Source organism: Kitasatospora sp. NPDC058032, assembly GCF_042885845.1.
Taxonomy (GTDB): Bacteria; Actinomycetota; Actinomycetes; order Streptomycetales; family Streptomycetaceae; genus Kitasatospora.
In genome coordinates, this window is record NZ_JBHVRK010000027.1 from 1 (window position 1) to 24,009 (window position 24,009).

The 24,009-nt window shown below is 71.9% G+C and carries 19 protein-coding genes; 5 read left to right on the forward strand and 14 right to left on the reverse strand.

Annotation, left to right across the window (positions count from 1 at the left end):
* Positions 1–450: 450 nt before the first annotated feature.
* The 9 genes from ACFVUH_RS30950 to ACFVUH_RS30990 form a co-directional block, all read right to left on the reverse strand.
* Positions 451–1,974 (reverse strand): CoA-acylating methylmalonate-semialdehyde dehydrogenase, encoded by a 1,524-nt coding sequence (locus tag ACFVUH_RS30950; protein ID WP_387916675.1) that lies wholly within the window; start codon positions 1,972–1,974, stop codon positions 451–453.
* A gap of 234 nt (positions 1,975–2,208) precedes the next feature.
* Entirely contained in the window at positions 2,209–2,973 is a 765-nt protein-coding gene (locus ACFVUH_RS30955) for a hypothetical protein (protein ID WP_387916676.1), read from the reverse strand.
* A gap of 43 nt (positions 2,974–3,016) precedes the next feature.
* On the reverse strand, positions 3,017–3,448 hold the full coding sequence (locus ACFVUH_RS30960; RefSeq protein ID WP_387916678.1) for a hypothetical protein: 432 nt from the start codon (positions 3,446–3,448) through the stop codon (positions 3,017–3,019).
* A 152-nt stretch (positions 3,449–3,600) separates the two neighbouring features.
* The gene (locus ACFVUH_RS30965; RefSeq protein WP_387916679.1) at positions 3,601–4,995 is read right to left on the reverse strand and encodes an NAD(P)/FAD-dependent oxidoreductase; all 1,395 of its coding nucleotides are present in this window, start codon (positions 4,993–4,995) and stop codon (positions 3,601–3,603) included.
* 80 nt (positions 4,996–5,075) lie between these two features.
* Positions 5,076–5,879, reverse strand: coding sequence for an ABC transporter permease (locus ACFVUH_RS30970; protein WP_355369578.1), 804 nt, complete (start codon positions 5,877–5,879; stop codon positions 5,076–5,078).
* Complete coding sequence (locus tag ACFVUH_RS30975) at positions 5,879–6,808, reverse strand: ABC transporter permease (RefSeq protein ID WP_355369580.1); 930 nt, start codon at positions 6,806–6,808, stop codon at positions 5,879–5,881. Before ACFVUH_RS30975 ends, ACFVUH_RS30970 begins: the two co-directional genes overlap by 1 nt.
* Complete coding sequence (locus ACFVUH_RS30980) at positions 6,805–7,947, reverse strand: ABC transporter ATP-binding protein (RefSeq protein WP_387916682.1); 1,143 nt, start codon at positions 7,945–7,947, stop codon at positions 6,805–6,807. The genes ACFVUH_RS30975 and ACFVUH_RS30980 overlap by 4 nt, the downstream gene beginning before the upstream one ends.
* 39 nt (positions 7,948–7,986) lie before the next feature.
* A complete protein-coding gene (locus ACFVUH_RS30985; protein WP_355369585.1) occupies positions 7,987–9,243 on the reverse strand; it encodes a spermidine/putrescine ABC transporter substrate-binding protein in 1,257 nt (418 codons plus the stop codon).
* A 51-nt stretch (positions 9,244–9,294) separates the two neighbouring features.
* Positions 9,295–10,806, reverse strand: coding sequence for a gamma-aminobutyraldehyde dehydrogenase (locus ACFVUH_RS30990; RefSeq protein WP_355369587.1), 1,512 nt, complete (start codon positions 10,804–10,806; stop codon positions 9,295–9,297).
* A gap of 354 nt (positions 10,807–11,160) precedes the next feature.
* Here ACFVUH_RS30990 and ACFVUH_RS30995 point away from each other — a divergent pair, with 354 nt between their 5' ends.
* A complete protein-coding gene (locus tag ACFVUH_RS30995; protein WP_355369589.1) occupies positions 11,161–12,810 on the forward strand; it encodes a PucR family transcriptional regulator in 1,650 nt (549 codons plus the stop codon).
* 27 nt (positions 12,811–12,837) lie between these two features.
* Here ACFVUH_RS30995 and ACFVUH_RS31000 read toward each other — a convergent pair whose 3' ends face one another.
* From ACFVUH_RS31000 to ACFVUH_RS31010, 3 genes are all read right to left on the reverse strand, one after another.
* Positions 12,838–14,040, reverse strand: a complete 1,203-nt coding sequence (locus tag ACFVUH_RS31000; RefSeq protein ID WP_387916684.1) for a spermidine/putrescine ABC transporter substrate-binding protein — start codon at positions 14,038–14,040, stop codon at positions 12,838–12,840.
* 71 nt (positions 14,041–14,111) lie between these two features.
* Positions 14,112–15,470, reverse strand: a complete 1,359-nt coding sequence (locus tag ACFVUH_RS31005) for an aspartate aminotransferase family protein (protein ID WP_387916686.1) — start codon at positions 15,468–15,470, stop codon at positions 14,112–14,114.
* Positions 15,471–15,650: 180 nt separating this feature from the next.
* Entirely contained in the window at positions 15,651–17,144 is a 1,494-nt protein-coding gene (locus tag ACFVUH_RS31010; protein WP_355369593.1) for a gamma-aminobutyraldehyde dehydrogenase, read from the reverse strand.
* A 253-nt stretch (positions 17,145–17,397) separates the two neighbouring features.
* On the opposite strand from ACFVUH_RS31010, the gene ACFVUH_RS31015 reads away from it, so the two are divergent.
* The 4 genes from ACFVUH_RS31015 (at position 17,398) to ACFVUH_RS31030 (ending at position 21,427) form a co-directional block, all read left to right on the forward strand.
* Positions 17,398–17,871, forward strand: coding sequence for an Lrp/AsnC family transcriptional regulator (locus tag ACFVUH_RS31015; RefSeq protein WP_030306695.1), 474 nt, complete (start codon positions 17,398–17,400; stop codon positions 17,869–17,871).
* Entirely contained in the window at positions 17,868–19,262 is a 1,395-nt protein-coding gene (locus ACFVUH_RS31020) for an aspartate aminotransferase family protein (RefSeq protein ID WP_355369595.1), read from the forward strand. Before ACFVUH_RS31015 ends, ACFVUH_RS31020 begins: the two co-directional genes overlap by 4 nt.
* Positions 19,263–19,500: 238 nt before the next feature.
* Positions 19,501–20,265, forward strand: coding sequence for an ABC transporter ATP-binding protein (locus tag ACFVUH_RS31025; RefSeq protein ID WP_387916688.1), 765 nt, complete (start codon positions 19,501–19,503; stop codon positions 20,263–20,265).
* Positions 20,266–20,275: 10 nt separating this feature from the next.
* A complete protein-coding gene (locus tag ACFVUH_RS31030; RefSeq protein ID WP_387916690.1) occupies positions 20,276–21,427 on the forward strand; it encodes a hypothetical protein in 1,152 nt (383 codons plus the stop codon).
* 46 nt (positions 21,428–21,473) lie between these two features.
* On the opposite strand, the gene rlmN is transcribed toward ACFVUH_RS31030, so the two are convergent.
* Positions 21,474–22,574 carry a 23S rRNA (adenine(2503)-C(2))-methyltransferase RlmN gene (gene rlmN / locus ACFVUH_RS31035; protein WP_355369601.1) on the reverse strand — a complete coding sequence of 367 codons (1,101 nt, stop codon included), beginning with the start codon at positions 22,572–22,574 and terminating at the stop codon, positions 21,474–21,476.
* Between the two features lie 77 nt (positions 22,575–22,651).
* Positions 22,652–23,794 carry a phosphatidate cytidylyltransferase gene (locus ACFVUH_RS31040; protein ID WP_355369603.1) on the reverse strand — a complete coding sequence of 381 codons (1,143 nt, stop codon included), beginning with the start codon at positions 23,792–23,794 and terminating at the stop codon, positions 22,652–22,654.
* Positions 23,795–24,009: the final 215 nt, after the last annotated feature.

A 24,009-nucleotide genomic window follows, 5' to 3' on the forward strand; every position in this document is an offset into this window, starting at 1 on the left:
TGGCACGCTGTTGAGTTCTCAAGGAACGGACGCTTCCTTCGAGCCGCCTTCCAGCGGGCCCTCCGGGCGCTTCGTTCTTTCGTGTTTCCAGCTTACCAGATGTTTTCCGTGCCGTTCCCGGCGCTTCCTTCATCCAATTCGCTGGCGTCTTCCGCAGCTTGACGCCCCGTCCGACGTTTCAAACTCTAGCCGATCACCGCTCCGAAAAGCGAATCCGGCCGCAATTCCCGAAAATGCACACGCCGAATAGACCCCATGCCGGGGAGGCGTAGACATTTCCAAAGGATTGGCTGCTCCGGGACCGTCCGCGCCGATGCGTGTCCGGTGCTCCTTGCCGAGCGACTAGGGAACACTACGCCGGTTCTCGTCCGAAGGCAAACGCCAGGGAAACTCCCGGGCATGCCGCAGGCCGGCCCGCGCACCCACGGACCGGCCTGCGTCGCCCCCGACTCAGCTGTTGGTCGGGAAGCCGAGGTTGATACCGCCGTGCGACGGGTCCAGCCAGCGCTGGGTGACCGCCTTGCCGCGGGTGAAGAACTGCACGCCGTCCTGGCCGTACGCGTGAGTGTCGCCGAACAGCGAGGCCTTCCAGCCTCCGAAGGAGTAGTAGGCGACCGGGACCGGGATCGGCACGTTGATGCCGACCATGCCGACCTCCACCTCGTACTGGAAGCGCCGGGCCGCACCGCCGTCGTTGGTGAAGATGGCGGTGCCGTTGCCGTACGGGTTGGCGTTGATGAGGGCGAGGCCCTCGTCGTAGGAGGCGACCCGCACCACGGAGAGGACCGGACCGAAGATCTCGTCGGTGTAGACGGACATGCCGGGCTTCACGTGGTCGAACAGCGTGGGGCCGAGCCAGAAGCCGTCCGCGGTCGGCGTGCCGTCGCGGTCCTCGGCGGTGACCGGGTGCTTGCGGCCGTCGACGGCCAGCTCGGCGCCGTCGGCGAGGCCGGACTCCACGTAGGAGGTGACCTTGTCCCGGTGCTGGCCGGTGACCAGCGGGCCCATCTCCGACTCGCCGTTGCAGCCGGGGCCGACGGTGAGGGTGGCCATCCGCTGCTTGATCTTCTCCACCAGCTCGTCGCCGATCGGGTCGACGGCGACCAGGACCGAGACGGCCATGCAGCGCTCGCCGGCCGCGCCGAAGCCGGCGTTGACGGCGGCGTCGGCGCTGAGGTCGAGGTCGGCGTCAGGCAGGACCAGCATGTGGTTCTTGGCGCCGCCGAGGGCCTGCACGCGCTTGCCGTAGCGGGTGCCGGTCTCGTAGACGTAGCGGGCGATCGGGGTGGAGCCGACGAAGCTGACCGACTTGATGTCGGGGTGCTCCAGCAGGCGGTCGACCGCGACCTTGTCACCGTGCACGACGTTGAAGACGCCGTCGGGCAGACCGGCCTCCTTCCACAGCTCGGCAAGGAAGTTGGCGGCGGACGGGTCCTTCTCGGAGGGCTTGACGACCACGGTGTTGCCGGCCGCGATGGCGATCGGGAAGAACCACATCGGCACCATGGCCGGGAAGTTGAAGGGCGAGATGATCGCGACCGGGCCGAGCGGCTGGCGGATCGAGTAGACGTCGACGCCGGTCGAGGCCTGCTCGGTGTAGCCGCCCTTGAGCAGCTGCGGGATGCCGCAGGCGTACTCGACGACCTCCAGGCCGCGGGCGATCTCGCCGAGCGCGTCCGAGTGCACCTTGCCGTGCTCGGCGACGATGATCGAGGCGAGCTCGTCCTTGCGGGCGTTGAGCAGCTCGCGGAAGGAGAAGAGCACCGTGGCGCGCTTGGCGACCGAGGTGGTGCGCCACTCGGTGAAGGCCGAGGCGGCGGCGGCGACCGCCTGGTCGACCTCCACGACCTCCGCGAAGTCGACCTGGCCCGTGACCCGGCCGGTGGCCGGGTCGAAGATGTCACCGCGGCGGGGCGCGGCACCGGCGGTGGCGACCGGCCGGCCGCCGATCCAGTGGGTGATGTGCTTGCTCAAGGTCCGTCTGCCTCCGAAGTCGGGGCGGCCTGACGCCACCGGTCCCTGGTGTGGCGCCACCCGTCCGAGAACGGGCGGCGGGGTCACGGGGGCTACCGCGCTCACGTTCCAGTCTGCTGGCCGCTCCGGGCGGTCTCAACGAACAGGCTGACGGGGATCGAGGATTCAGCCTTACAGGTCGTCGGACAGAGCCGCCTTCCGGGTGACGGACGTCCGAGTTGGCCGAGTGGACGCTCAGGCCTCCTCCTGGTCCTCCAGGTAGGGATCGTGCAGGCCGTCCGCCGCCTCCTGCGTCTCCAGCAGGTCCAGCCGGAGGTCCTGCGCCCAGGCCAGTGCCCACCGCTTCAGTTCGTCGACCTCCCCGGCGGGCAGACCGCGTGCCCGGAACCGGCCGTCGGCGGCCTCGGCCAGCGTCTCCAGCCGCTCGGCGAGCGCGGTGGGCTGGAACTCGGTGTCCAGCCCGGTGGCCATGGCGAGCAGTTCGCCCTCGCGGTAGCAGGCGGTGAGCGCGTGCACGTCGATCAGGTCGCGGGGCAGGGCGCGGTCGACGAGCAGCGCGGTGGTGAGGGCGGCGGCGTCCTCCAGGGCGATGACGGTCACCGTCGGCGGGGTGTCGGACGGCCCGCCGAGGCCGATCCGGACCGGACGGTGGCCCAACGGCTCCTTGCGCAGCTCGACGGTGTGCGCCCGTCCGCCCAGGACGAGCCGCACCGAGAGCTGCTCCAGCCGGGGCGTGCCGGGACGCTCCGCGACCCCGCCGCCCGCCGCGCGGTAGGCGGCGGCCAGGTCGGCGGCGGTCTGCGGCAGATCGGTGGCACCGGCGGCCACCAGGGTGAGTCCGTCCTGGTCGCAGGCCAGGACGCCGTGGGCGCGCAGCGCGTGGCCGCCGGCCAGGGCGAGCCCGTGCCGGTCGCACACCGGCCGGGCCAGCTCGGCGAGGCGCAGCTGGGCCGGGCCCGGGTGGAGGGACGCGCCGACGGCGTCCGGGGCGGTGGTCACCCCTCCAGTCTGGCGCGCCGCGCGCGGCGGCGCGGCCGGACGGTCACCGGTCGCCGAGTGCGGCGGCGGCCTCGTGCAGGGCGAGTTCCAGGAGGACCGGGTCGCTGAGCCGTCCGGTGCCGTCGGGCGGGACGAGCCAGCGCACGCCCCCGCCGCGGCGGTAGGGGTGGGGGACGACGACCCAGGTGCCCTCCCCCGCGCAGCGCACGCCGGTGCCGATCCACCGGGCGGCGGTGCCGACGGGCACCAGGAAGCCGATGTGCTCGTCGCCGAAGTCGGCGAGGACCGGCCCGCAGGCGCCGGCGCCGAGGAGGTCGGCGGCCGGCCGGCCGAGTCGGGCGGGGACGGAGAGGACGTCCCAGTGCCGCCCGGCCGGGAGCAGCACCAGCCCGAGGCCGGTGCGCTCCCACTGCTCCCGGAAGGCCGCCGGGTCGGGTGCGGCCTGGGCCAGCCAGTCCAGTCCGGTGATCTCCATGTGCTGTCCCCGCTCTGCGCGTCGGTGCGTTCGGTGGCGGCGGAACGCGTGGAGACCCGCCGTCACCAACGAGAGGGGGACGGCGGGTCTCTCTTACACGCTTCGCGCCGCCGTCGACCCGTTCGGGGCAGCGGCCCGGGAAGTGGCGGGAATCAGCTGTCGAAGCCGAGCCCCATCCGGTCCAGGGTGCGCAGCCAGAGGTTGCGCCGCCCGCCGGTTCGGTCGGAGTGTTCCAGCGAGCGGGTGGTGATCCCGATGCCGGCCCAGCGGACCGGCTCGGGCGGGAACGGCAGCGGCTTGCGGCGGACCATCTCCAGTTCGGTGCGCTCGGTGCGCTCCCCCGCGAGCAGGTCGAGCATGACCTCGGCACCGAACCGGGTGGCGCCGACGCCGAGGCCGGTGAAGCCGGCGGCGTAGGCGACCTTGCCGCGGTGGGCGGTGTCGAAGAAGGCGGAGAACCTGCTGCAGGTGTCGATCGCGCCGCCCCAGGCGTTGGTGAAGCGCAGGCCCTCCAGCTGCGGGAAGCAGTGGAAGAAGTTCCGTGCCAGGGTGCGGAAGGTCTCCGGCCGCAGGTCGTACTCGTGCCGGAGGTGTCCGCCGAAGTGGTAGACGGCGTCGTAGCCGCCCCAGAGGATCCGGTTGTCGGCGGAGAGCCGGAAGTAGTGGAACTTGTTGGCGCTGTCGCTGAGTCCCTGGCGGCCCTGCCAGCCGATGGCCGCGAGCTGCTCGGCGGTGAGCGGCTCGGTCATCAGCGCGTAGTCGTACACCGGGACGATGTACGGGCGGACGCGCTTGAGCAGGGACGGGAAGGCGTTGGTGCCGAGCGCCACCTTGCCGGCCAGGACCCGGCCGTAGGGGGTGCGCACGGCCATGCCGGCGCCGTGCTCGCGCAGGGCGGTGGCCGGGGTGTGCTCGAAGATCCGCACGCCCTGGGCCAGGCAGGCCTGCTTGAGGCCCCAGGCGAGCTTGGCGGGGTGGACCATGGCCACGCCGTCCTTGTCCCAGATCCCGCCGAGGAAGGTCGGCGAGTCGACCTGGGCGCGCAGTTCGTCGCGGTCGAGCACGGTGATGTCGAGGCCGTAGCGGGCGACGGCCTCGGCCACCTCGTGCAGTTCGTCGAGCTGGTGCGGTTGGGTGGCGATGTCGATCTCGCCGGTGCGCTCCCACTCGGCGTCGATGCCGTGGCGCTCCAGGGTGCTCTCGATGCCGTCCAGGTTGGCGGCGCCGAGGCGTTCCAGCTGTCCGAGTTCGGAGGGCCAGCGCTGCAGGCCGTTGCCGAAGCCGTGGGTCAGGCTGGCCGCGCAGAATCCGCCGTTGCGCCCCGACGCGGCCCACCCCGCCTCCTTGCCCTCGACCAGGACGACGTCCAGTGCGGGGTCGCGCTCCTTGGCGATGAGCGCGGTCCAGAGGCCGGAGTAGCCACCGCCGACGACCAGCAGGTCGCAGGTGGTGTCGCCGACCAGGGCGGGCAGTGCCGCCGGCCGGCCCGGGTCCTCCAGCCAGAAGGGGGTGGGCCTGGCGTCACTGAGTGCGCGGGCGGAATCCATGCATTATCAGCCACTCTCTACACATTGGTGATGGTGATCGACCGCCTCCCGACGGTACGCCGGGCGGGCGGCCGGGCGGGTCAGGCGGTGGCCTTGCGGCGGTTCCCGAGCCACTGGCCGCCGACGGTGAGCGCGACGGCGGCGATGAACATCGCGGTGCCGATGACGTTGACCTGGACCGGGATGCCGCGCTGCGAGGCGCCCCAGACGAACATCGGGAAGGTGACCGTGGTCGGGCCCGAGTTGAACTGGGTGATGATGAAGTCGTCGAAGGAGAGCGCGAAGCTGAGCAGCGCGCCGGCCGCGATGCCGGGGGCGGCGAGCGGCAGGGTGACCCGCAGGAAGGTCTGCACGGGGGTGGCGTAGAGGTCCTGGGCGGCCTGTTCGAGCCTCGGGTCCATGCTCATCACGCGGGCCTTGACCGCCGTCACCACGAAGCTGAGGCAGAACATGATGTGCGCGATGAGGATGGTGGTGAAGCCGAACGGGATGCGCATGTTGAGGAAGAGGGTGCCCAGCGAGGCGGCCATCACGACCTCGGGCATCGCCATCGGCAGGAAGATCATCGCACTGGTGGCGGCCTTGCCGCGGAAGCGGTAGCGGGCCAGGGCGAAGGCGACCATGGTGCCGAGCACGGTGGCGCCGATGGTGGCGGAGACCGCGATCCGCAGGCTGAGCGAGAGCGACTGGCACATGTCGGCCACGCCGCAGGGATCGGTCCAGGCGTCGGTGGAGAACTCGTTCCACTCGTAGTTGAACTTGCCGACCGGCTTGTTGAACGAGAAGGCCAGCACGACGAGGTTGGGCAGCACCAGGTAGGCGAGGGCCAGCAGGCCGGCCAGTACCACCAGGTTGCGGCGGATCCAGGCGATCACTCGGGACATCAGACCAGTTCCTCCGTCCCGGCCTTGCGCATGTAGACCGTCACGATGCCCAGGATCAGGGCCATCAGGATGAAGCTCAGCGCGGCCGCGGTGGGGTAGTCGAGCACGTTCAGGAACTGCTTCTGGATGCCGTTGCCGACCATCTGCTCGCTCGGCGAGCCCAGCAGCTGGGCGTTGATGTAGTCGCCGGAGGCGGGGATGAAGGTGAGCAGGGTGCCGGCGACCACGCCGGGCAGCGAGATCGGAAAGGTCACCTTGCGGAAGGTGGTGAACGGGCGGGCGTAGAGGTCGCCGGCGGCCTCGTGCAGGCGCGGGTCGATCCGCTCCAGCGAGGTGTACAGCGGCAGGATCATGAACGGCAGGAAGTTGTAGGTGAGGCCGCAGACCACGGCGAGCGGGGTGGCGAGCACCCGGTCCCCCTCGGTGAGACCGAGGGCGGAGGTGACGTCGAGGACGTGCAGGGCGTCGAGCGCGCCGACCACCGGGCCGCCGTCCGAGAGGATGGTCTTCCAGGCGAGGGTGCGGATCAGGAAGCTGGTGAAGAACGGCGCGATGACCAGGATCAGCATGACATTGCGCCAGCGCCGGCTCACCTTGAAGGCGATGGTGTAGGCGAGCGGGTAGCCGATGGCGAGGCAGAGCACGGTGGCGGTGGCGGCGTAGCCGAACGAGCGCACGAAGTGCCACTTGTACTCGACCAGGGCGTCCCAGTAGGTGGCGAGGTGCCAGGTGACGCGGAAGCCGTCCTCCAGCGAGCCGGTCTGCAGCGAGGTGGAGCCCTGGTAGACCAGCGGCACCGCGAAGAAGACGACCAGCCAGGCTATGCCGGGCAGCAGCAGCCAGTACGGGGTGAGCCGGCGCCGGGGCTTGGGCTCCGCCGCGGGGAGGGGGACGACCTGGGGTGGCGCGGCCGGGGTGGTGGCGGTCATGCGGCGGCCTCCCCGGTGCCCGCGTCGATCGCCTGGGCGGCGTCCAGGGCGAAGGAGTGGGCCGGGTTCCAGTGCAGCACGACGGGGGCGCCGGGGACGATCCGGGCGTCGCGCTCCATGTTCTGCTCGAAGACGGTGACCTCCTGGCCGCCGTCGGTGCGCACCAGGTACTGGGTGGAGACGCCGATGAAGCTGGAGTCGACGACGGTGCCGGCGAGCCGGTTGCGGCCGTCGGCGACCTCGGTGGAGCCGTGCTCGATGGTGATCTTCTCCGGCCGCACGCCGAGGTGGACCCGGGTGGCGCCGGTGGCGCAGCGGGCCCTGGGGACGGTGAGCCGGGCGCCGGCGGCGGTGAGCAGCAGGTCCTCGCCGGCGCCGCCGGTGACCTCGGCGGCCAGCAGGTTGGACTGGCCGAGGAAGTTGGCCACGAAGGTGGTGGCGGGGTTCTCGTAGAGCTCGGCGGGGGCGCCCAGCTGCTCGACCCGGCCGCCGTTCATCACCGCGATGGTGTCGGCCATGGTCATGGCCTCCTCCTGGTCGTGGGTGACGTGCACGAAGGTGATGCCGACCTCGGTCTGGATCCGCTTGAGCTCCAGCTGCATCTGGCGGCGGAGCTTGAGGTCGAGGGCGCCGAGCGGCTCGTCGAGGAGCAGCACCTGGGGGTGGTTGATGAGCGCGCGGGCGACGGCGACGCGCTGCTGCTGGCCGCCGGAGAGCTGGTGCGGCTTGCGCCGGGCGTACTGGCCGAGCTCGACCAGTTCGAGCATCTCGTCGACCTGCTTCTTGACGTCCTTCTTGCCGCGGCGGCGCAGGCCGAAGGCGACGTTCTCGAAGATGTCGAGGTGCGGGAAGAGCGCGTAGCTCTGGAAGACGGTGTTCACCGGCCGCTTGTACGGGGGGAGCGCGGTGACGTCCTGGCCGCCGATCAGGACGGTGCCGCTGGTGGGCTCCTCCAGGCCGGCGATCATCCGCAGGGTGGTGGTCTTGCCGCAGCCGGAGGCGCCGAGCAGGGCGAAGAAGGAGCCCTGCGGGACGGTCAGGTCCAGCGGGTGGACGGCGGTGAAGGAGCCGTAGGTCTTGCCGATGCCGGTGAGGCGGACGTCGCCGCCGGCGGCCGCGGAGCTCTGCTGCTCTGTCATGGGTGGTGTCTCTCTGGTTTTCTCTGCCGTCAGTGGGGGTCAGGCGCCGATGAGCTTGGAGAACTTCTCCTCGAAGTCGCTCTCCTCGGTCTCGGTGAGGGTCCGGAAGACGTGCGCCTTGGCCGCCATCTCGGGGGTGGGGACGACCAGCGGGTTGGCCGCGCTGTCCGGGGCGATGGCGGCCAGCTCCTCCTTCATGCCGGCGACGGCGGAGACGAAGCCGATGCCCGCGGTCAGCCGGGCCGCGATCTTCGGCTGGTAGTAGAAGTCGATCAGCTTCTCGGCGTTCGTCTTGTGCTGGGCCTTGGCCGGGACCAACAGGTTGTCGGTGCTGCTCACGAAGCCCTTCTCGGGGATGGCGAACTCGATGTCGGGGTTGTCGGCCCGCAGCTGGATCAGGTCGCCGCCCCAGGCGACGCAGGCCGCGATGTCGCCGGAGGAGAGCTCCTGGCCGTAGTCGTTGCCGGTGAAGCGGCGGATCTGCTTGTTGTCGACGGCCTTCTGCAGCCGGGCGACGGCGGCCCCGTAGTCGTCGGCGGTGAACTTCGCCGGGTCCTTGCCCATGTCCAGCAGGGTGATGCCGATGCTGTCGCGCATCTCGGAGAGGAAGGTCACCCGGCCCTTGAGGTCGGGGTCCTCCAGCAACTGGGCGACGCTGGTGACCTCCTTCCCCTTGGTGGCCCGCTTGTTGTAGGCGACGACCACCTGGATGCCGGCCCACGGGTAGCTGTAGAGCCGGCCCGGGTCCCAGTCCGGGGCGCGGAAGCGGGAGTCGACGGTGGTGATCGCGGTGGTGACGTTGGCCGGGTTGAGCTTCTGCGCCCAGCCGAGGCGGATCATCCGAGCGGCCATCCAGTCGGTGAGCACCATCAGGTCGCGGCCGGTGTCCTGGCCGGCCGCGAGCTGCGGCTTGACCTTGCCGAAGAACTCGACGTTGTCGTTGACGTCCTCGGTGTACTTGACCTTGATCCCGGTGGCGGCCGTGAAGGCCTCCAGGGTGCCGTGCTTCTCCTTGTCGTTCTCGTCGGCGTCGATGTAGAGCGGCCAGTTGGAGAAGTTCACCTCCCGCTCGCTCTCCGAGAGGTCCTTGGCGGCGTTCGCGGTGGAGTCGCCGGTCCCGTTGACGGTCCTGGCCGGCGGGATGCCGCAGGCGGCCAGTGAGCCCGCGCCGGCGGTGAGGGCGGCGGCGCGCAGCACGGTACGCCTGCTGAGGGCGGCCCGGCCACTGGTCAGACTGCGTTCCCAGGCCTTGCGGACCGGTTCCGACAGTCCGTCGGTGAGCTCGTTGAACGCCATGGGACGGGCCTCCTGGGGGGCGAAGGGGGTGTGGGGGACCACCCGGTCCGGTTATCTGTCTCCGAAGACGGTGCGGTGCCAGTCCTTGCGGGCGACCGCGGTGGTGTCGAACATGACGTGCTTGACCTGGGTGTACTCGTCCAGCGAGTACTGCGACATGTCCTTTCCGTAGCCGGAGGACTTGTAGCCGCCGTGCGGCATCTCGCTGATGATCGGGATGTGGTCGTTGACCCAGACGCAGCCGGCCGCGATCTCGCGGGTGGCGCGCAGCGAGCGGTGCACATTGCCGGTCCAGGCCGAGGCGGCCAGGCCGTAGGGGGTGTCGTTGGCCAGCCGCAGGCCCTCGTCGTCGCTGTCGAAGGGCAGCACGACCAGGACCGGCCCGAAGATCTCGCCCTGGACGACCTCGCTGTCCTGGGCGGCGCCGGTGATCAGGGTGGGGCGGTAGTAGGCGCCGCGGGTGAGGTCGCTGCCGTCGTGGCCCTTCGCGGGGGCGGCGCCGCCGGTGACCACGGTCGCGTAGCCGCGGGCGCGCTCGACGAAGCCGGCCACCCGGTCGCGGTGGGTGAAGGAGACCAGCGGGCCGAGGTCGGTCCGCGGGTCGAGCGGGTCGCCCAGCCGGATCGCGCCGTACAGCTCGGCCACTCCGGCCACGAAGGCGTCGTAGAGCGGCCGCTGGACGTAGGCGCGGGTGGCCGCGGTGCAGTCCTGACCGCCGTTGATCAGCGAGGCGGCGACCGCGCCGTGCACGGCGGCGTCCAGGTCGGCGTCGTCGAAGACCACGAACGGGGCCTTGCCGCCGAGCTCCAGGTGGGTGCGCTTGACGGTCGCGGTGGCGAGTTCGGCGACCCGCTTGCCCACCGCGGTGGAGCCGGTGAAGGAGACCATGGCGACGTCCGGGTGCGCGACCAGGTGCTCCCCCGCGACCCGCCCCGCGCCGGTGACGACGTTGACCACGCCGTCCGGGATGCCGGCCAGGGTGCAGGCCCGGGCGAACATCAGCGAGGTCAGCGGGGTCAGCTCGGCCGGCTTGAGGACGATGGTGTTGCCCGCCGCGATGGCCGGCAGGACCTTCCAGGCGGCCATCTGCAGCGGGTAGTTCCAGGGCGAGATCGAGCCGACCACGCCGATCGCCTCGCGCCGCACATACGAGGTGTGGTCGCCGGAGTACTCGCCCGCGGCCTTGCCCTCCAGGTTGCGGGCGGCCCCGGCGAAGAAGGCGGTGTTGTCGATGGTGCCGGGCACGTCGAACTCGGTGGAGAGCTTGATCGGCTTGCCGGTCTGCGCGGTCTCGACCCGGGCCAGGTCCCCGGCCGCGTCGGTGAGGATCGCGGCCAGCCGGGTCAGGGCCTCGGAGCGGGCGCCGGGGGTGGCACCGGCCCACCCGGGCAGGGCGGCCCGGGCGGCGGCCACGGCCTCGTCGACCTGCTCGGTGGAGGCCAGGGCGACCTCCTCGACGACGCTGCCGTCGGCCGGGTTGACGACCTGGAAGGGAGCACCGCTCCCCCGGCTCCGCCGGCCCGCGATGTACTGCGCGCCCGCGCCGAAGTCGGTCAGGTCCATAACTTCCTCCAAGTCCCGGTGGTTCGTGTGCCGCACGGACGGCCGTGCCGGCCCCGCCGTGCCGCACTCGTCGGCGGGCCGAGGGCCGCACCGGCGCCCTCCGACCGAACGGGCCGGGTGCGGGGGCGCGGGGTGCGGGGATCCGGTGCGGGGCATCAAACCGGCTGATCACCGGTGCTGTCCAGGTCTCACCATTGCCGACTCGCTGACCATGCCCGCTGCCGCGGGGGCGTGACAAGGGTCACTGCGACAACCTCGACGCGAAGCGCCTTACAAGGTGCAAGGCTTCGGGCAGGGCAACAGATCGTCGCCGCGATGGATGATTGCCTGACACTCTGAACCCTGGAGGCCGCGTTGCTCCCCACCGTCGCCCATGTGCTCGACCTGGAGGTGATGCGCCGCGGCCTGCCCCAGGTGGTGGCCGGCGCCGACCACCTGGAACGTCCGGTCCGCTGGGTGCACGTCAGCGAGCTGCCCGACGTCGCGGGCATGCTGCAGGGCGGCGAGCTGGTGCTGAGTACCGGCATCGCCCTGCCCGAGGACCGCGAGGGGCTGGCCCGGTACGTGCGCGAGCTCGCCGACATCGGCGCCGCCGGGCTGGTCATCGAGTACGGCCGGCGCTACTTCGACACCCTGCCGCGGGCCCTGGTGCACGCCGCCGAGCAGCGCGGACTGCCGCTGATCGCGCTCCGCCGCGAGCTGCGCTTCGTCGCCGTCACCGAGGCGGTGCACGCCCTGGTGGTCAACGCCCAGCTGGAGCAGCTGCGCACCTCGGAGGCGATCCACCAGGTCTTCAACGAGCTGGTCGTGGAGGGCGCCGAACCGTCCGAGGTGGTCCGGCAGGTGGCCCGGATCGCGGGCTCGCCGGTCGTCCTGGAGAACCTCGCCCACCAGGTGCTCACCCACGACCCCGCCGGGCGGCCCGAGGCCGAGCTGCTGGAGGACTGGGAGCGCCGCTCGCGGGGCGTGCGGCCGACCGGGCGCACCGGCCACGACCCCCGCAGCGGCTGGCTGGTCACCACCGTCGGCGCCCGCGGCCAGGACTGGGGGCGGCTGGTGCTGGTGCAGGAGCCGGGACCGCTGCCGGAGGGCGGCCCGCACCCGTACACCATGCTGCTGGAGCGCGGCGCCTCCGCGCTGGCGCTCAACCGGCTGGTGGTCCGCGACCGGGAGAGCCTGGAGCGGCAGACCCACCGCACCCTGCTCTCCGGCATCCTCACGCATGCGCTGACCGTCTCCGACGTGGCGCTGCGCGCCCAGGCGCTCGGCGTCCCGCTGGAGGGACGGCGGCTGGTCGGCGCGGTGCTGCGCCAGCGACGCGGCCCGATCCCCGCCGCGCTGGAGGCACAGGCCCGGCTGCGCGACTTCACCGAACTCGCGGCGAGCGCCGTCCGCACCTGCCGGCTCTCCGCGCTGGTCGGCGCGCTGGACGACGAGGGCGTCGGCGTGCTGATCGCGCTCGGCCCGCAGCAGGACGAGCACGCCGCGCTGGACGCCTTCGCCGCGGCGCTGCGCCGGCTGGCCGCCGAGGCGGCCCGGGACCCGGCCGCGCCGGCGCCGGTGGTCGCGGTCGGCTCCTCGGTCGGCTCGGTCCGCGACGCCCGGCGCACCCTGCTGGAGGCCACCCAGGTCGCCGACGCCGCGCTGCACGACGGGCCCGGCGGCCGGGCGGCGTCGTACTACCGGCTGCCCGACGTACGGCTGCGCGGCCTGCTGCACCTGCTGCGCGACGACGCCCGGCTGCAGACCTACGTGGAACGGGAGCTGGGCCCGCTGCTCGCCTTCGACGCCGAGCACAACGGCCAGCTGGTGCAGATGCTGCGGATCTACCTGGAGCAGGGCCGGAACAAGTCCGCGGCCGCCGACGCCGCGCACCTGTCCCGGCCGTCCTTCTACGACCGGCTGCACAAGGTCGAGCGGATCCTGGGCGTCGACCTCGACCAGGTCGAGTCCTGCCTCTCCCTGCACGTCGCCCTGCTCGCGCTGGACGCCGTGCGCCGGTGACCGTGCGCCGCGACGGCGGACGCCTAGCTAGACGCCGGTGATCCGGGTCCACACCTTGTGCAGGGCGGGCCGCTCGGCGGAGGTGACGTCGCGCATGGTGTGCAGCCGGGCGCGCATCTCCTCGGTCGGGAAGACCAGCGGGTGCTCCGCCAGCTCCGCCTTCTCCCGGTCCCCGCTGGCCGCCAGCACCTCGCGGGCGGCCGGCACCGGGCAGATGTACTGCACGGCGGCGGCCAGCTCGGCGGCCACCTCGGGCCGGTAGTAGTGGTCGATCAGCAGCTCGGCGTTGCGCTTGTGCACGGCCCGGTTGGGGATCAGCAGGCTCTCCGCCCACAGCTCGCCGCCCTCCTCCGGGACCACGAAGGCGATGTCCGGGTTCTCGGCGGTGAGCTGGACGGCGTCACCCGAGTACGCCTGGCAGGCCAGCGCGGCGCCGGAGGCCAGGTCGCTGGTGTAGTCGTTGCCGGTGAAGCGGCGCACGTGCCGGCTGTCGACCATCCGCTGCACCAGGTCCATCGCCCGGTTGGCGTCGTCCTCGGTGAAGGCCGTGATGTCGGCGCCGTGCGAGAGCATCAGCAGGCCGAGCGCCTCGTCCAGCCCGGCGAACAGGGTGACCCGGCCCTTCAGGTCGGGCGCCCACAGGTCGGAGACGGACTTCAGCTCGCGGCCCAGCTCCTTGCGGTTGTAGGCGATCCCGGTGATCCCGGACTGCCAGGGCACGCTGTGCCGGCGCCCGGGGTCGACGGCCGGGTCGGCCAGCTGCGGGTCCAGCTGCGCCGTGACGTTGGGCAGGTTGGCCCGGTCGACGGCCTGCACCCAGCCGAGCCCGATGTAGCGGCCGACCATCCAGTCGCTGACCACCATCAGGTCGCGGCCGGGGTCGGTGCCCTGGGTGAGCACCGGCCCCATCTTGCCGAAGAACTCGTCGTTGTCGTTGATGTCCTCGGTGTAGGTGACCTTGATCCCGGTCCGCTCGGTGAAGTCGTCCAGGGTCGGGCGTCCGCCGTCGTCGTCGACGTCGATGTACTGGGTCCAGTTGGAGAAGCCCAGCCGCTTCTCGCCCTCCGAGCGGTCGGGGGCGGAGCGGCGGTCCTCGTCCACGTAGGCGGCCGGGATGCCGCAGCCGGTCAGGGCCGCGGTCCCGAACAGTCCGGCGGTGGCGCCGAGCATCCGGCGGCGGGTCGGACGGCGGGCCCCGCTCGGGCGGCGGGTCGGGGTGGTGCTGGGCATGGTGGGGCCTCCGGGGCGTGGAACGGCCCCGGACGCACGGGGGTGGCGCCCGGGGCCGTTCTGTCGGTGGGTCAGACGGTGTGCGCGTCGGTGAGCGACAGCACCTCGTCGAGGACGGCGAGGCCGGTCTTCGCCTCCTCCTCGGTGACGGTGCACGGCGGGACGACGTGGAAGCGGTTCATGTTGACGAACGGCCACAGCCCGCGCTGCTTGCAGGCGGCGGCCAGCTCGGCCATCGGCGCGTTGGCGGCGCCGGCCGCGTTGTACGGCACCAGCGGCTCGCGGGTCTCCCGGTCCTTCACCAGGTCGAGTGCCCAGAAGACGCCGAGGCCGCGCACCTCGCCGACGGACGGGTGGCGCTCGGCCAGCTCGCGCAGGCCGGGGCCGAGCACGGTCTCGCCGATGTGCTTGGCGTTCTCGACGATGCCCTCCTCGGCCATGGTGTTGATGGTCGCCACCGCGGAGGCGCAGGCCAGCGGGTGGCCGGAGTAGGTGAGCCCGCCGGGGAACGCGCGCTCGGCGAAGGTGGCGGCGATCTCGGCGCTGATCGCCACGCCGCCGAGCGGCACGTAGCCGGAGTTGACGCCCTTGGCGAAGGTGAGCAGGTCCGGGGTGACGCCCCAGTGGTCGGCGGCGAACCACTCACCGGTGCGGCCGAAGCCGGCCATCACCTCGTCGAGGATGAAGACGATGCCGTAGCGGTCGCAGATCTCCCGGACGCCGGCCAGGTAGCCGGGCGGCGGGACGAGGATGCCCGCGGTGCCGACCACGGTCTCCAGGATGATCGCGGCGACGGTCCCGGGACCCTCGAAGGCGAGGATCTGCTCCAGGTGGGCCAGCGCGCGCTCGCACTCCTGCGCCTCGTTCTCGGCGTGGAAGTTGGAGCGGTACGGGTACGGGCCCCAGAAGTGCACGATGCCGGAGACGCCGGTCTCGTTGGCCCACCGGCGCGGGTCGCCGGTCAGGGCGATCGCGTTGGCGGTGGCGCCGTGGTACGAGCGGTAGGTGGAGAGCACCTTCTGCCGGCCGGTGTGCAGCCGGGCCAGCCGGATGGCGTTCTCGTTGGCCTCGGCGCCGCCGTTGGTGAAGAAGATCTTGTCGAGGTCGCCCGGGGTGCGCTCGGCGATCAGCCGGGCGGCCTCGCTGCGCGACTCGACCGCGAAGCCGGGGGCGATGGTGCAGAGCTTCGCCGCCTGCTCCTGGATCGCCGCGACCACCTTCGGGTGCTGGTGCCCGATGTTGGTGTTGACCAGCTGGGAGGAGAAGTCCAGGTAGCGGTTGCCGTCGTAGTCCCAGAAGTACGAGCCCTCGGCGCCGGCCACCGCGAGGGGGTCGATCAGCGCCTGGGCGGACCACGAGTGGAAGACGTGCGCGCGGTCGGCGGCCTTGACGGCCTGGCCGGCGGCTGAGTCAGCGGTGGGGATGCTCATGCGGCAAGGCTAGAGAGTCGTCGGACCGAAATGGAGGTCCATCCTGTCAGCCGGTCGTGCCGCCCACCGACAGGGTGCAAAGGCAGAGGGCCCGGGTCACGAAGACCCGGGCCCTACGTCCGACCACGCGATCAATGTCTCATCAGATCGCGGTCATACAGCGCCGACGGTCATGACCCGCTAGATCGCGGTCATGACGTGCTTCACGCGGGTGTAGTCCTCGAAGCCGTAGGAGGAGAGGTCCTTGCCGTAGCCGGACTTCTTGAAGCCACCGTGCGGCATCTCGGCGACCAGCGGGATGTGGGTGTTGATCCAGACGCAGCCGAAGTCCAGGCGGCGCGACATCCGCATGGCACGGGCGTGGTCCTTGGTCCACACCGAGGAGGCCAGCGCGAACTCGACACCGTTGGCGTAGCCGACGGCCTGCTCCTCGTCGTTGAACTTCTGCACGGTGATGACCGGGCCGAAGACCTCGTTCTGGATGATCTCGTCGTCCTGCTGCAGGCCGGAGACGACGGTCGGGGCGTAGAAGTAGCCCTTGTCGCCGACCCGGTGGCCGCCGGCCTCGACCTTGGCGTGCTCCGGCAGGCGCTCGATGAAGCCGGAGACCTGCTTCAGCTGGTTGGCGTTGTTCAGCGGGCCGTACAGCACGTCCTCGTCGTCCACGCCACCGGTCTTGGTCTCGGCGGCGGCCTTGGCCAGCGCCTCGACGAAGGCGTCGTGGATCGACTCGTGCACCAGCACGCGGGTGGCGGCGGTGCAGTCCTGGCCGGCGTTGAAGAAGCCCGCCACCGAGATGCCCTCGACGGCCTCGGCGATGTCGGCGTCCTCGAAGACCACGACCGGGGCCTTGCCGCCCAGCTCCAGGTGGACGCGCTTGACGTCCTTGGAGGCGGACTCGGCGACCTGGATGCCGGCGCGCACCGAGCCGGTGATGGAGGCCATCGCCGGGGTGCTGTGCTCGACCATCAGACGGCCGGTCTCGCGGTCGCCGCAGATCACGTTGAAGACGCCGGCCGGCAGCTCCAGCTCCTTGAGCACGCCGCCGATGATCTCGGCCAGCAGCACGGTGGAGGCCGGGGTGGTGTCGGAGGGCTTCAGCACCACGGTGTTGCCGGCGGCGATGGCCGGGGCGAACTTCCAGACGGCCATCATCATCGGGTAGTTCCACGGCGCGACCTGGGCGCAGACGCCGACCGGCTCGCGGCGGACGATCGAGGTCATGCCGTCCATGTACTCACCGGCGGCCTTGCCCTCCAGCAGGCGGGCGGCACCGGCGAAGAACCGGATCTGGTCGACCATCGGGCCGATCTCCTCGGAGAGGGTCAGCGCCCGCGGCTTGCCGGTGTTGCGACACTCGGCGTCCACCAGCTCGTCGGCCCGGTCCTCGACCCGGTCGGCGATCTTGAGCAGCACCTTCTGCCGGGTGCTCGGGGTGGTGTCCCGCCAGACCGGGAACGCGGCCGCGGCGGACTCCATGGCGGCGTCCACGTCGGAGGCACCGGACAGCGGGGACGTCGCGTAGACCTCGCCGGTGGTGGGGTCGACGATGTCGAGCGTGCGGCCGTCGGCCGCATCGACGAACTCACCGTTGATGTAGTTGCGCAGCGTGCGAAGGTCGCTCACGGGTCTCTCCTCGGTCTCGGCCTGCGGCGTTGCAGAATCCGGCGCCATGGTACGTCGGTCGGACCGGCCGACGAAGGGCGCCGAGTGGCCGCGCCGCAAGTGCCGCGGTCCACTGGTTTGGCGGAATGCGCACGGCGCTGCGGGGCCGCGCGCGTACCGTAGCCAGGGTAGCCCGACGACTGCCGGTATCGACAGGCCGACGGCGCGCGAACGATGAAATCCGCATGCGTTTTCCAAGATCGCGACGAAATCAGCAGTTTCCTCGCTTGCGAACACGGGAACGATCGGGCACAGTGGCGGCGTGGCCAACCGCGACCGGAACGCCAGCGTTCCCCTCGACGCCGCCTCCAAGGCGATCATCGAGCAGCTCCAGGAGGACGGGCGCCGCCCGTACGCCGCCATCGGCAAGGCCGTCGGCCTGTCCGAGGCAGCCGTGCGGCAGCGCGTCCAGAAGCTGCTCGACCAGGGCGTGATGCAGATCGTCGCCGTCACGGACCCGCTCACCGTCGGCTTCACCCGCCAGGCGATGGTCGGAATCCGGGTCGAGGGCGACATCGAACCCGTCGCCGACGCGTTGGCCGCCCTCGACGAGGTCGATTACGTCGTCTGCACCGCGGGCTCGTTCGACCTCCTGGCCGAACTGGTCTGCGAGGACGACGAGCACCTGCTCGAAATGATCAACAAGCGCATCCGCGCGCTTCCCGGCGTGCGGAGCACCGAGAGCTTCGTTTACCTGAAGCTCCGGAAACAGACCTACACCTGGGGCACCCGATGACAGCCGACCCGGCGCAGAAGGACCTTTCCAAGACCGCCTACGACCACCTGTGGATGCACTTCACCCGCATGTCGTCGTACGAGAACTCTCCCGTGCCGACCATCGTCAAGGGCGAGGGCACCTACGTCTGGGACGACAAGGGGCGCAAGTACCTCGACGGCCTCGCCGGCCTGTTCGTCGTCCAGGCCGGCCACGGCCGTGAGGAGCTCGCCGAGGCCGCCGCCAAGCAGGCCAAGGAGCTCGCCTTCTTCCCGGTGTGGAGCTACGCCCACCCGAAGGCCGTCGAGCTGGCCGAGCGCCTGGCCAACTACGCCCCGGGCGACCTGAACAAGGTCTTCTTCTCCACCGGTGGCGGCGAGGCCGTCGAGACCGCCTGGAAGCTCGCCAAGCAGTACTTCAAGCTGACCGGCAAGCCGACCAAGTACAAGGTCATCTCGCGCGCCGTCGCCTACCACGGCACCCCGCAGGGCGCCCTGTCGATCACCGGCCTGCCGGGCCTGAAGGCCCCGTTCGAGCCGCTGGTGCCGGGCACCCACAAGGCGCCGAACACCAACATCTACCGCGCCCCGGCCTTCCTCGAGGGCCCCGACGGCACGGTCGACCCCGAGGCCTACGGCCGCTGGTGCGCCGACGAGATCGAGGTGGCCATCCTCAACGAGGGCGCCGAGACCGTCGCGGCCGTCTTCGTCGAGCCGGTGCAGAACGCCGGTGGCTGCTTCCCGCCGCCGCCCGGGTACTTCCAGCGCCTGCGCGAGATCTGCGACCGCCACGACGTGCTGCTGGTCTCGGACGAGGTCATCTGCGCCTTCGGCCGCCTGGGCACCATGTTCGGCGCCGACAAGTTTGGCTACCAGCCCGACATGATCACCTGCGCCAAGGGCATGACCTCGGGCTACTCCCCGATCGGCGCCACGATCATCTCGGACCGCCTGGCCGAGCCGTTCTACAAGGGCGACAACACCTTCCTGCACGGCTACACCTTCGGTGGCCACCCGGTCTCCTCCGCGGTGGCGCTGGCCAACCTCGACATCTTCGAGCGCGAGGGCCTGAACCAGCACGTGCTCGACAACGAGTCGGCCTTCCTGAACACCCTGGGCAAGCTGCGCGACCTGCCGATCGTCGGCGACGTCCGCGGCAACGGCTACTTCTACGGCATCGAGCTCGTGAAGGACAAGGTCACCAAGGAGTCGTTCAACGACGAAGAGGTCGAGCGCGTCCTCTACGGCTTCCTGTCGAAGGCCCTCTTCGACAACGGCCTGTACTGCCGCGCCGACGACCGTGGCGACCCGGTCATCCAGCTGGCCCCGCCGCTGATCTCGAACCAGTCGACCTTCGACGAGATCGAGCAGATCCTGCGGACCAGCCTCACCGACGCGTGGGCGAAGCTCTAACCCTTCGGCTTTCTTCCCCACCCTCAGTCACAGGGCGGTCCCGCTTCGGCGGGGCCGCCCTGCGGCGTTCCGTCGAACGGCGGCGGGGCAGTGCGTTCATCGGACCGCACTTCGGATCAAACACGCCTGATTAAGGGCGATTTGCCCCGGATGGAGCAGTGTGCCGCGCCCGCGCCCAGGCCCGATCGTTCTAATCTGACGACTGTCATATCCCTGCGGCCCCCCAGGACGGAACCTCATGGCAGCGGCCCCTCCTGACAATGACGTGCTGTGGGCCCGGGGGATCGTCAAGTCCCATCACGGCACCCCCGCGCTGCGCGGCGTCTCGCTCGGGGTCCGGGAGGGCGAGGTCCTCGCCGTCACCGGCCCGCGCGGCTCCGGCAAGAGCACCCTGCTCGGCTGCCTCTCCGCGCTGCTCCCCGTCGACGAGGGCGAGGTCTGGTTCAACAGTGCCCCCGTGCACACGCTCGGCCGGGCCGGCCGGGAACGGCTGCGCCGCGACCGCTTCGGCTTCGTCGGCTCCGAGCCGCACCTGGTTCCCGAACTGACCGCCCGGGAGAACGTCGCCCTGCCGCTGCTGCTGGCCGGCGCCGGTGGCAAGGCCGCCCACACCGCCGCCGACGAGTGGCTGGAGCGCCTGGACATCGGCGAACTCGCCAAGGTCCGGCCCGACCGGCTGCAGCAGAGCCAGCGCCAGCGGATCGCCGTCGCCCGGGCCCTCGCCCCGCTCCCGCCGGTCGTCTTCGCCGACGACCCCACCGCTCCGCTGCACCGCGACACCGCCGAGCAGGTCCTGCGGATACTGACCAGCGCGGCCCGCTCCCACCAGCTCACCCTCGTGCTGGCCACCCACGACCCGGAACTCGTCCGGTACGCGGACCGCGCCGTCGCCCTCGTCGACGGACGCCTCACCGGCCCCGTCACGCCCGTGCCGCGCACCGCCGTCACCGGGACCGCCGCAGGCACCGCCGGGGTCACCACCGTCCCGGCCGCCGGCCGCTGAGGGGGCCGAGGTGTTCTATCTCCGTCTGGTCCGCGGCTACCGGGCCCTGGACCTCGGCCGCTGGCTGGTGACCGCCCTGGCCGGCGCGATCGTCGCGGCCTTCCTGCTGCGCGCCCTCGGCCGGGCGATGAGCGACCCGGCCGCCGGCCCCGACGCCCTCGTCCGGCTGCTCTGGTGCCTGCCGCCGCTGGCCGCGGTCGCCTGGTTCGCCGCCGTCGCCGCCCGGGCGCTGCCCGCCCGGCGGGCCGAACGGATCACCGGCCTCGCCACCGCCGGAGCCGGCGCCGGCCGGATCCGCGCCCTGATCGCCGGTGAGGTCGCGTTCGCCTGCGGCACCGGCGCCGGCCTCACCCTGCTGCTCTTCCTGGTCCTGCGCAACGACATCGCCGGGCCCGCGCTGGCCGACGAACTCGGCATGGGTGTGGCCCTCCCGGCGGCTGCGCCGATCGTCCTGCTCGCGCTCGTCCCGCTCACCGCCGGCCTCGCCGCGGCCGGCGCCGTCCCGCACGCCGAGACCCTGCCCGGTCGCTCCCGCCCCGAGCCGACCGGCTTCGGTCCGTGGCGGCTCGCGCTGCCGATCGGCCTGGTCGTCATCGGCCTCGCCCTGGAACTCATCGCACTGCGCCCCGGCGCCGCGGCCGACGGCCGTCCGGTCCACCTGCCGGCCGGGCTCGGCACCACCAGCACCGCCGCGCTCGGCGGGTGGGCGGCCTCCGCGCTCGGCCTCGCCATGCTCACCGGCCCGCTGCTCGGCTGGGCCGGCCGGCTGCTGGCGCTCGGCCGGCCGACCCCGCTGCGGCTGCTCGCCGGACGCGGCCTCACCGCGCAGGCCCGCCGGCTCGGGGCGCCGCTGGCCGTGCTGACCCTGGCGCTCGCGCTGGTGCTCACCACTGTCCGCTACTGGCTGGGCGAGCCCGGCAGCGCCGACCTGCTGCCCGCGATCGAGGCCGGGCTGGTACTGGGATGCACGGCGGGCGCGGTGGCCGTCCGGCTGGCCGAGCTGCGCGCCGACCGCCGGGGCGTCGGCGAGGCGCTGCTGCGGCTCGGCGCGGCGCCGCGGCTGCTGTTCGGCGCCGTCGTGCTGCGGACCCTGATGGCCGGCACCGTGCTGCTGGTTACCGGTGGGGCGACCGCGGCCCTGGCCGCCGCCGGGCTGCGCTGACCCGGCCGGCGGTCCGCAGATCGCGGACCGCGGGCCGTCGCTACGATCAGCCGGCCGCCGCGAGCTGGCCGCAGGCGCCGTCGATCTCCTGCCCCCGGGTGTCGCGAACAGTGGTCGGCACGCCGTGCGCCTGCAGCCGCCGGACGAACTCGCGCTCGTCCTCCGGCCGGGAGGCCGTCCACTTGGAACCCGGGGTGGGGTTCAGCGGGATGAGGTTCACGTGCACCCGCTGGTTCCTGATCAGCCGGCCGAGCAGGTCCGCCCGCCACGCCTGGTCGTTGATGTCCTTGATCAGCGCGTACTCGATGGAGATCCGGCGGCCGGACTTCTCGGCGTAGTTCCACGCCGCGTCCAGCACCTCGGCGACCTTCCAGCGGGTGTTGACCGGCACCAGCTCGTCGCGCAGCTCGTCGTCCGGGGCGTGCAGCGACAGTGCCAGGCGACAGCTGAGCCCCTCGTCGGCGAACCGGTGCATGGCCGGGACCAGGCCGACGGTGGAGACGGTGATGCCGCGCTGGGAGAGCCCGAAGCCGTCCGGCGCCGGGTCGGTCAGCCGACGGATCGAGGCCAGTACCCGGTTGTAGTTGGCCAGCGGCTCACCCATGCCCATGAAGACCACATTGGAGAGCCGGGCCTCGCCGCCCGGGATCTCGCCGGACTTGAGCGCGCGCATCCCGGCGGCGATCTGCTCGACGATCTCGCCGGTGGACAGGTTGCGGGTCAGTCCCGCCTGGCCGGTGGCGCAGAACGGGCAGTTCATGCCGCAGCCGGCCTGCGAGCTGATGCACATGGTGACCCGGTCCGGGTAACGCATCAGCACCGACTCGACGAGCGTGCCGTCGAACAGCTTCCAGAGCGTCTTGCGGGTGGCGTCGTCGTCGCAGGAGACGTGCCGGACCACCGACATCAGCTCGGGCAGCAGGCTCCCGGTGAGCTTCTCCCGGCTGGCGGCGGGGATGTCCGTCCAGCTCGCCGGGTCGTTCGACATCCGGCCGAAGTAGTGGTTGGAGAGCTGCTTGGCGCGGAACGGCTGCTCGCCCAGCTCGGCGACGGCCTCCTTGCGCTCGGCGGGGCTCAGGTCGGCGAGGTGTCGCGGGGGCTTGGCGCCGCGCGGCGCGACAAAGGTGAGTTCTCCGGGCTTAGGCATGGTTGTTCCAGTGTCGCAGACGCGCGGAGGCCCCGGACGCCGTGCGTCCGGGGCCCCTGTGCGCGGGTGCCGTCGGCTCAGCTGCCGACGAAGGCCGCCAGCAGCAGCCAGACCACCGGGGCGGTCGGCAGCAGCGAGTCCAGCCGGTCCATGATGCCGCCGTGGCCGGGCAGCAGCGTGCCCATGTCCTTGATGCCCAGGTCGCGCTTGATCATCGACTCGCCCAGGTCGCCCAGGGTCGCGGTGACCGCCGCGCAGCCGCCCAGGATCAGGCCCTGCCACCAGCTGCCGCCGTCGATGATCAGTTCCATCAGCAGCGCGCCCGCCAGCATCGACAGGCCGATGCCGCCGGCCAGGCCCTCGCGGGTCTTGCCCGGGCTGATGGTCGGCGCCAGCTTGTTCTTGCCGAACTTGTAACCCACCGCGTACGCCCCGGTGTCGCTGCACACCGTGACGATGAGGAAGAGCACGATCCGCTGCGGACCGTCGTCGGCCGCCAGCATCATCGCCACGAAGGTGGCGAGGAAGGGGACGTAGAAGGCGGTGAAGATGCCCGCCGTTATGTCCCGCAGGTAGTTCTCGGGCGGCTCGGTCATCCGCCAGACCATCACCGCGAGCCCGGTGAGCGCGAGCGAGGCCGCCGCCCACTGGATCCCCGACCAGTAGCCGGTGGCGACCATCGCGATGCCGCCCGCGACCAGCGGGATCAGCGGCGCCTTGATCTCCTTGCGCTCGGCCAGCCGGCTGGTCAGCTCCCAGACACCGACCGACACCGCGGCGATCACCACGACCAGGAACAGGGCCTTGACGACGAACAGCGAGGCGACGATCACCGCGCCGAGGCCGACGCCCACGCCTATCGCGGCCTGGAGGTTGCGGCCACCGCGCTGTTTGCGCTGCGGCGGCTGAGGCTGCGGATCGGCCTGGGCCACGGGTGTCTCCTGCCCTGGGTGGGACGACGGCACGAGGAAGGGCTGCCCCGCCGCCGGTCCGCCCGGCGTGCCGGGGTACGGCCCGCCCGCGGGAGCGGGGGGCGGGGTGTCATCGGTGATCGCGCGCAGCACGACCGTCTCCGACGCACCCGGCTCCCCCGTTCCGGGCTGCTCGTCGCGGAACAGCGGTCCGCTCAGCCGGCCCGTCTCCCGGGCCGGCCCCTCGGCGGGGTCGGCTCCGGGCGGGGGCACGGGCTGCGGGCCCGGGTCGGCCGGTACGGGAGGCATGACCTGAGTCTCCTCCGCGTCCGGGTCCCAGTACACCGGAGGCTGCTGGGAGTGACCCGTTCGGTGGCCGGGGTCGCCGGCGCCGTACGGCCCGTACGGCGCCGGATGACCGGCGGGCTGCGCCGGGTGTCCGGGTATGCCGCGAGCCTGCGCAGGTGCGACGGGCGCCTGCGCAGGCTGGTACGGCCGGAACGGCTGGTACTGCTGGTCGGACG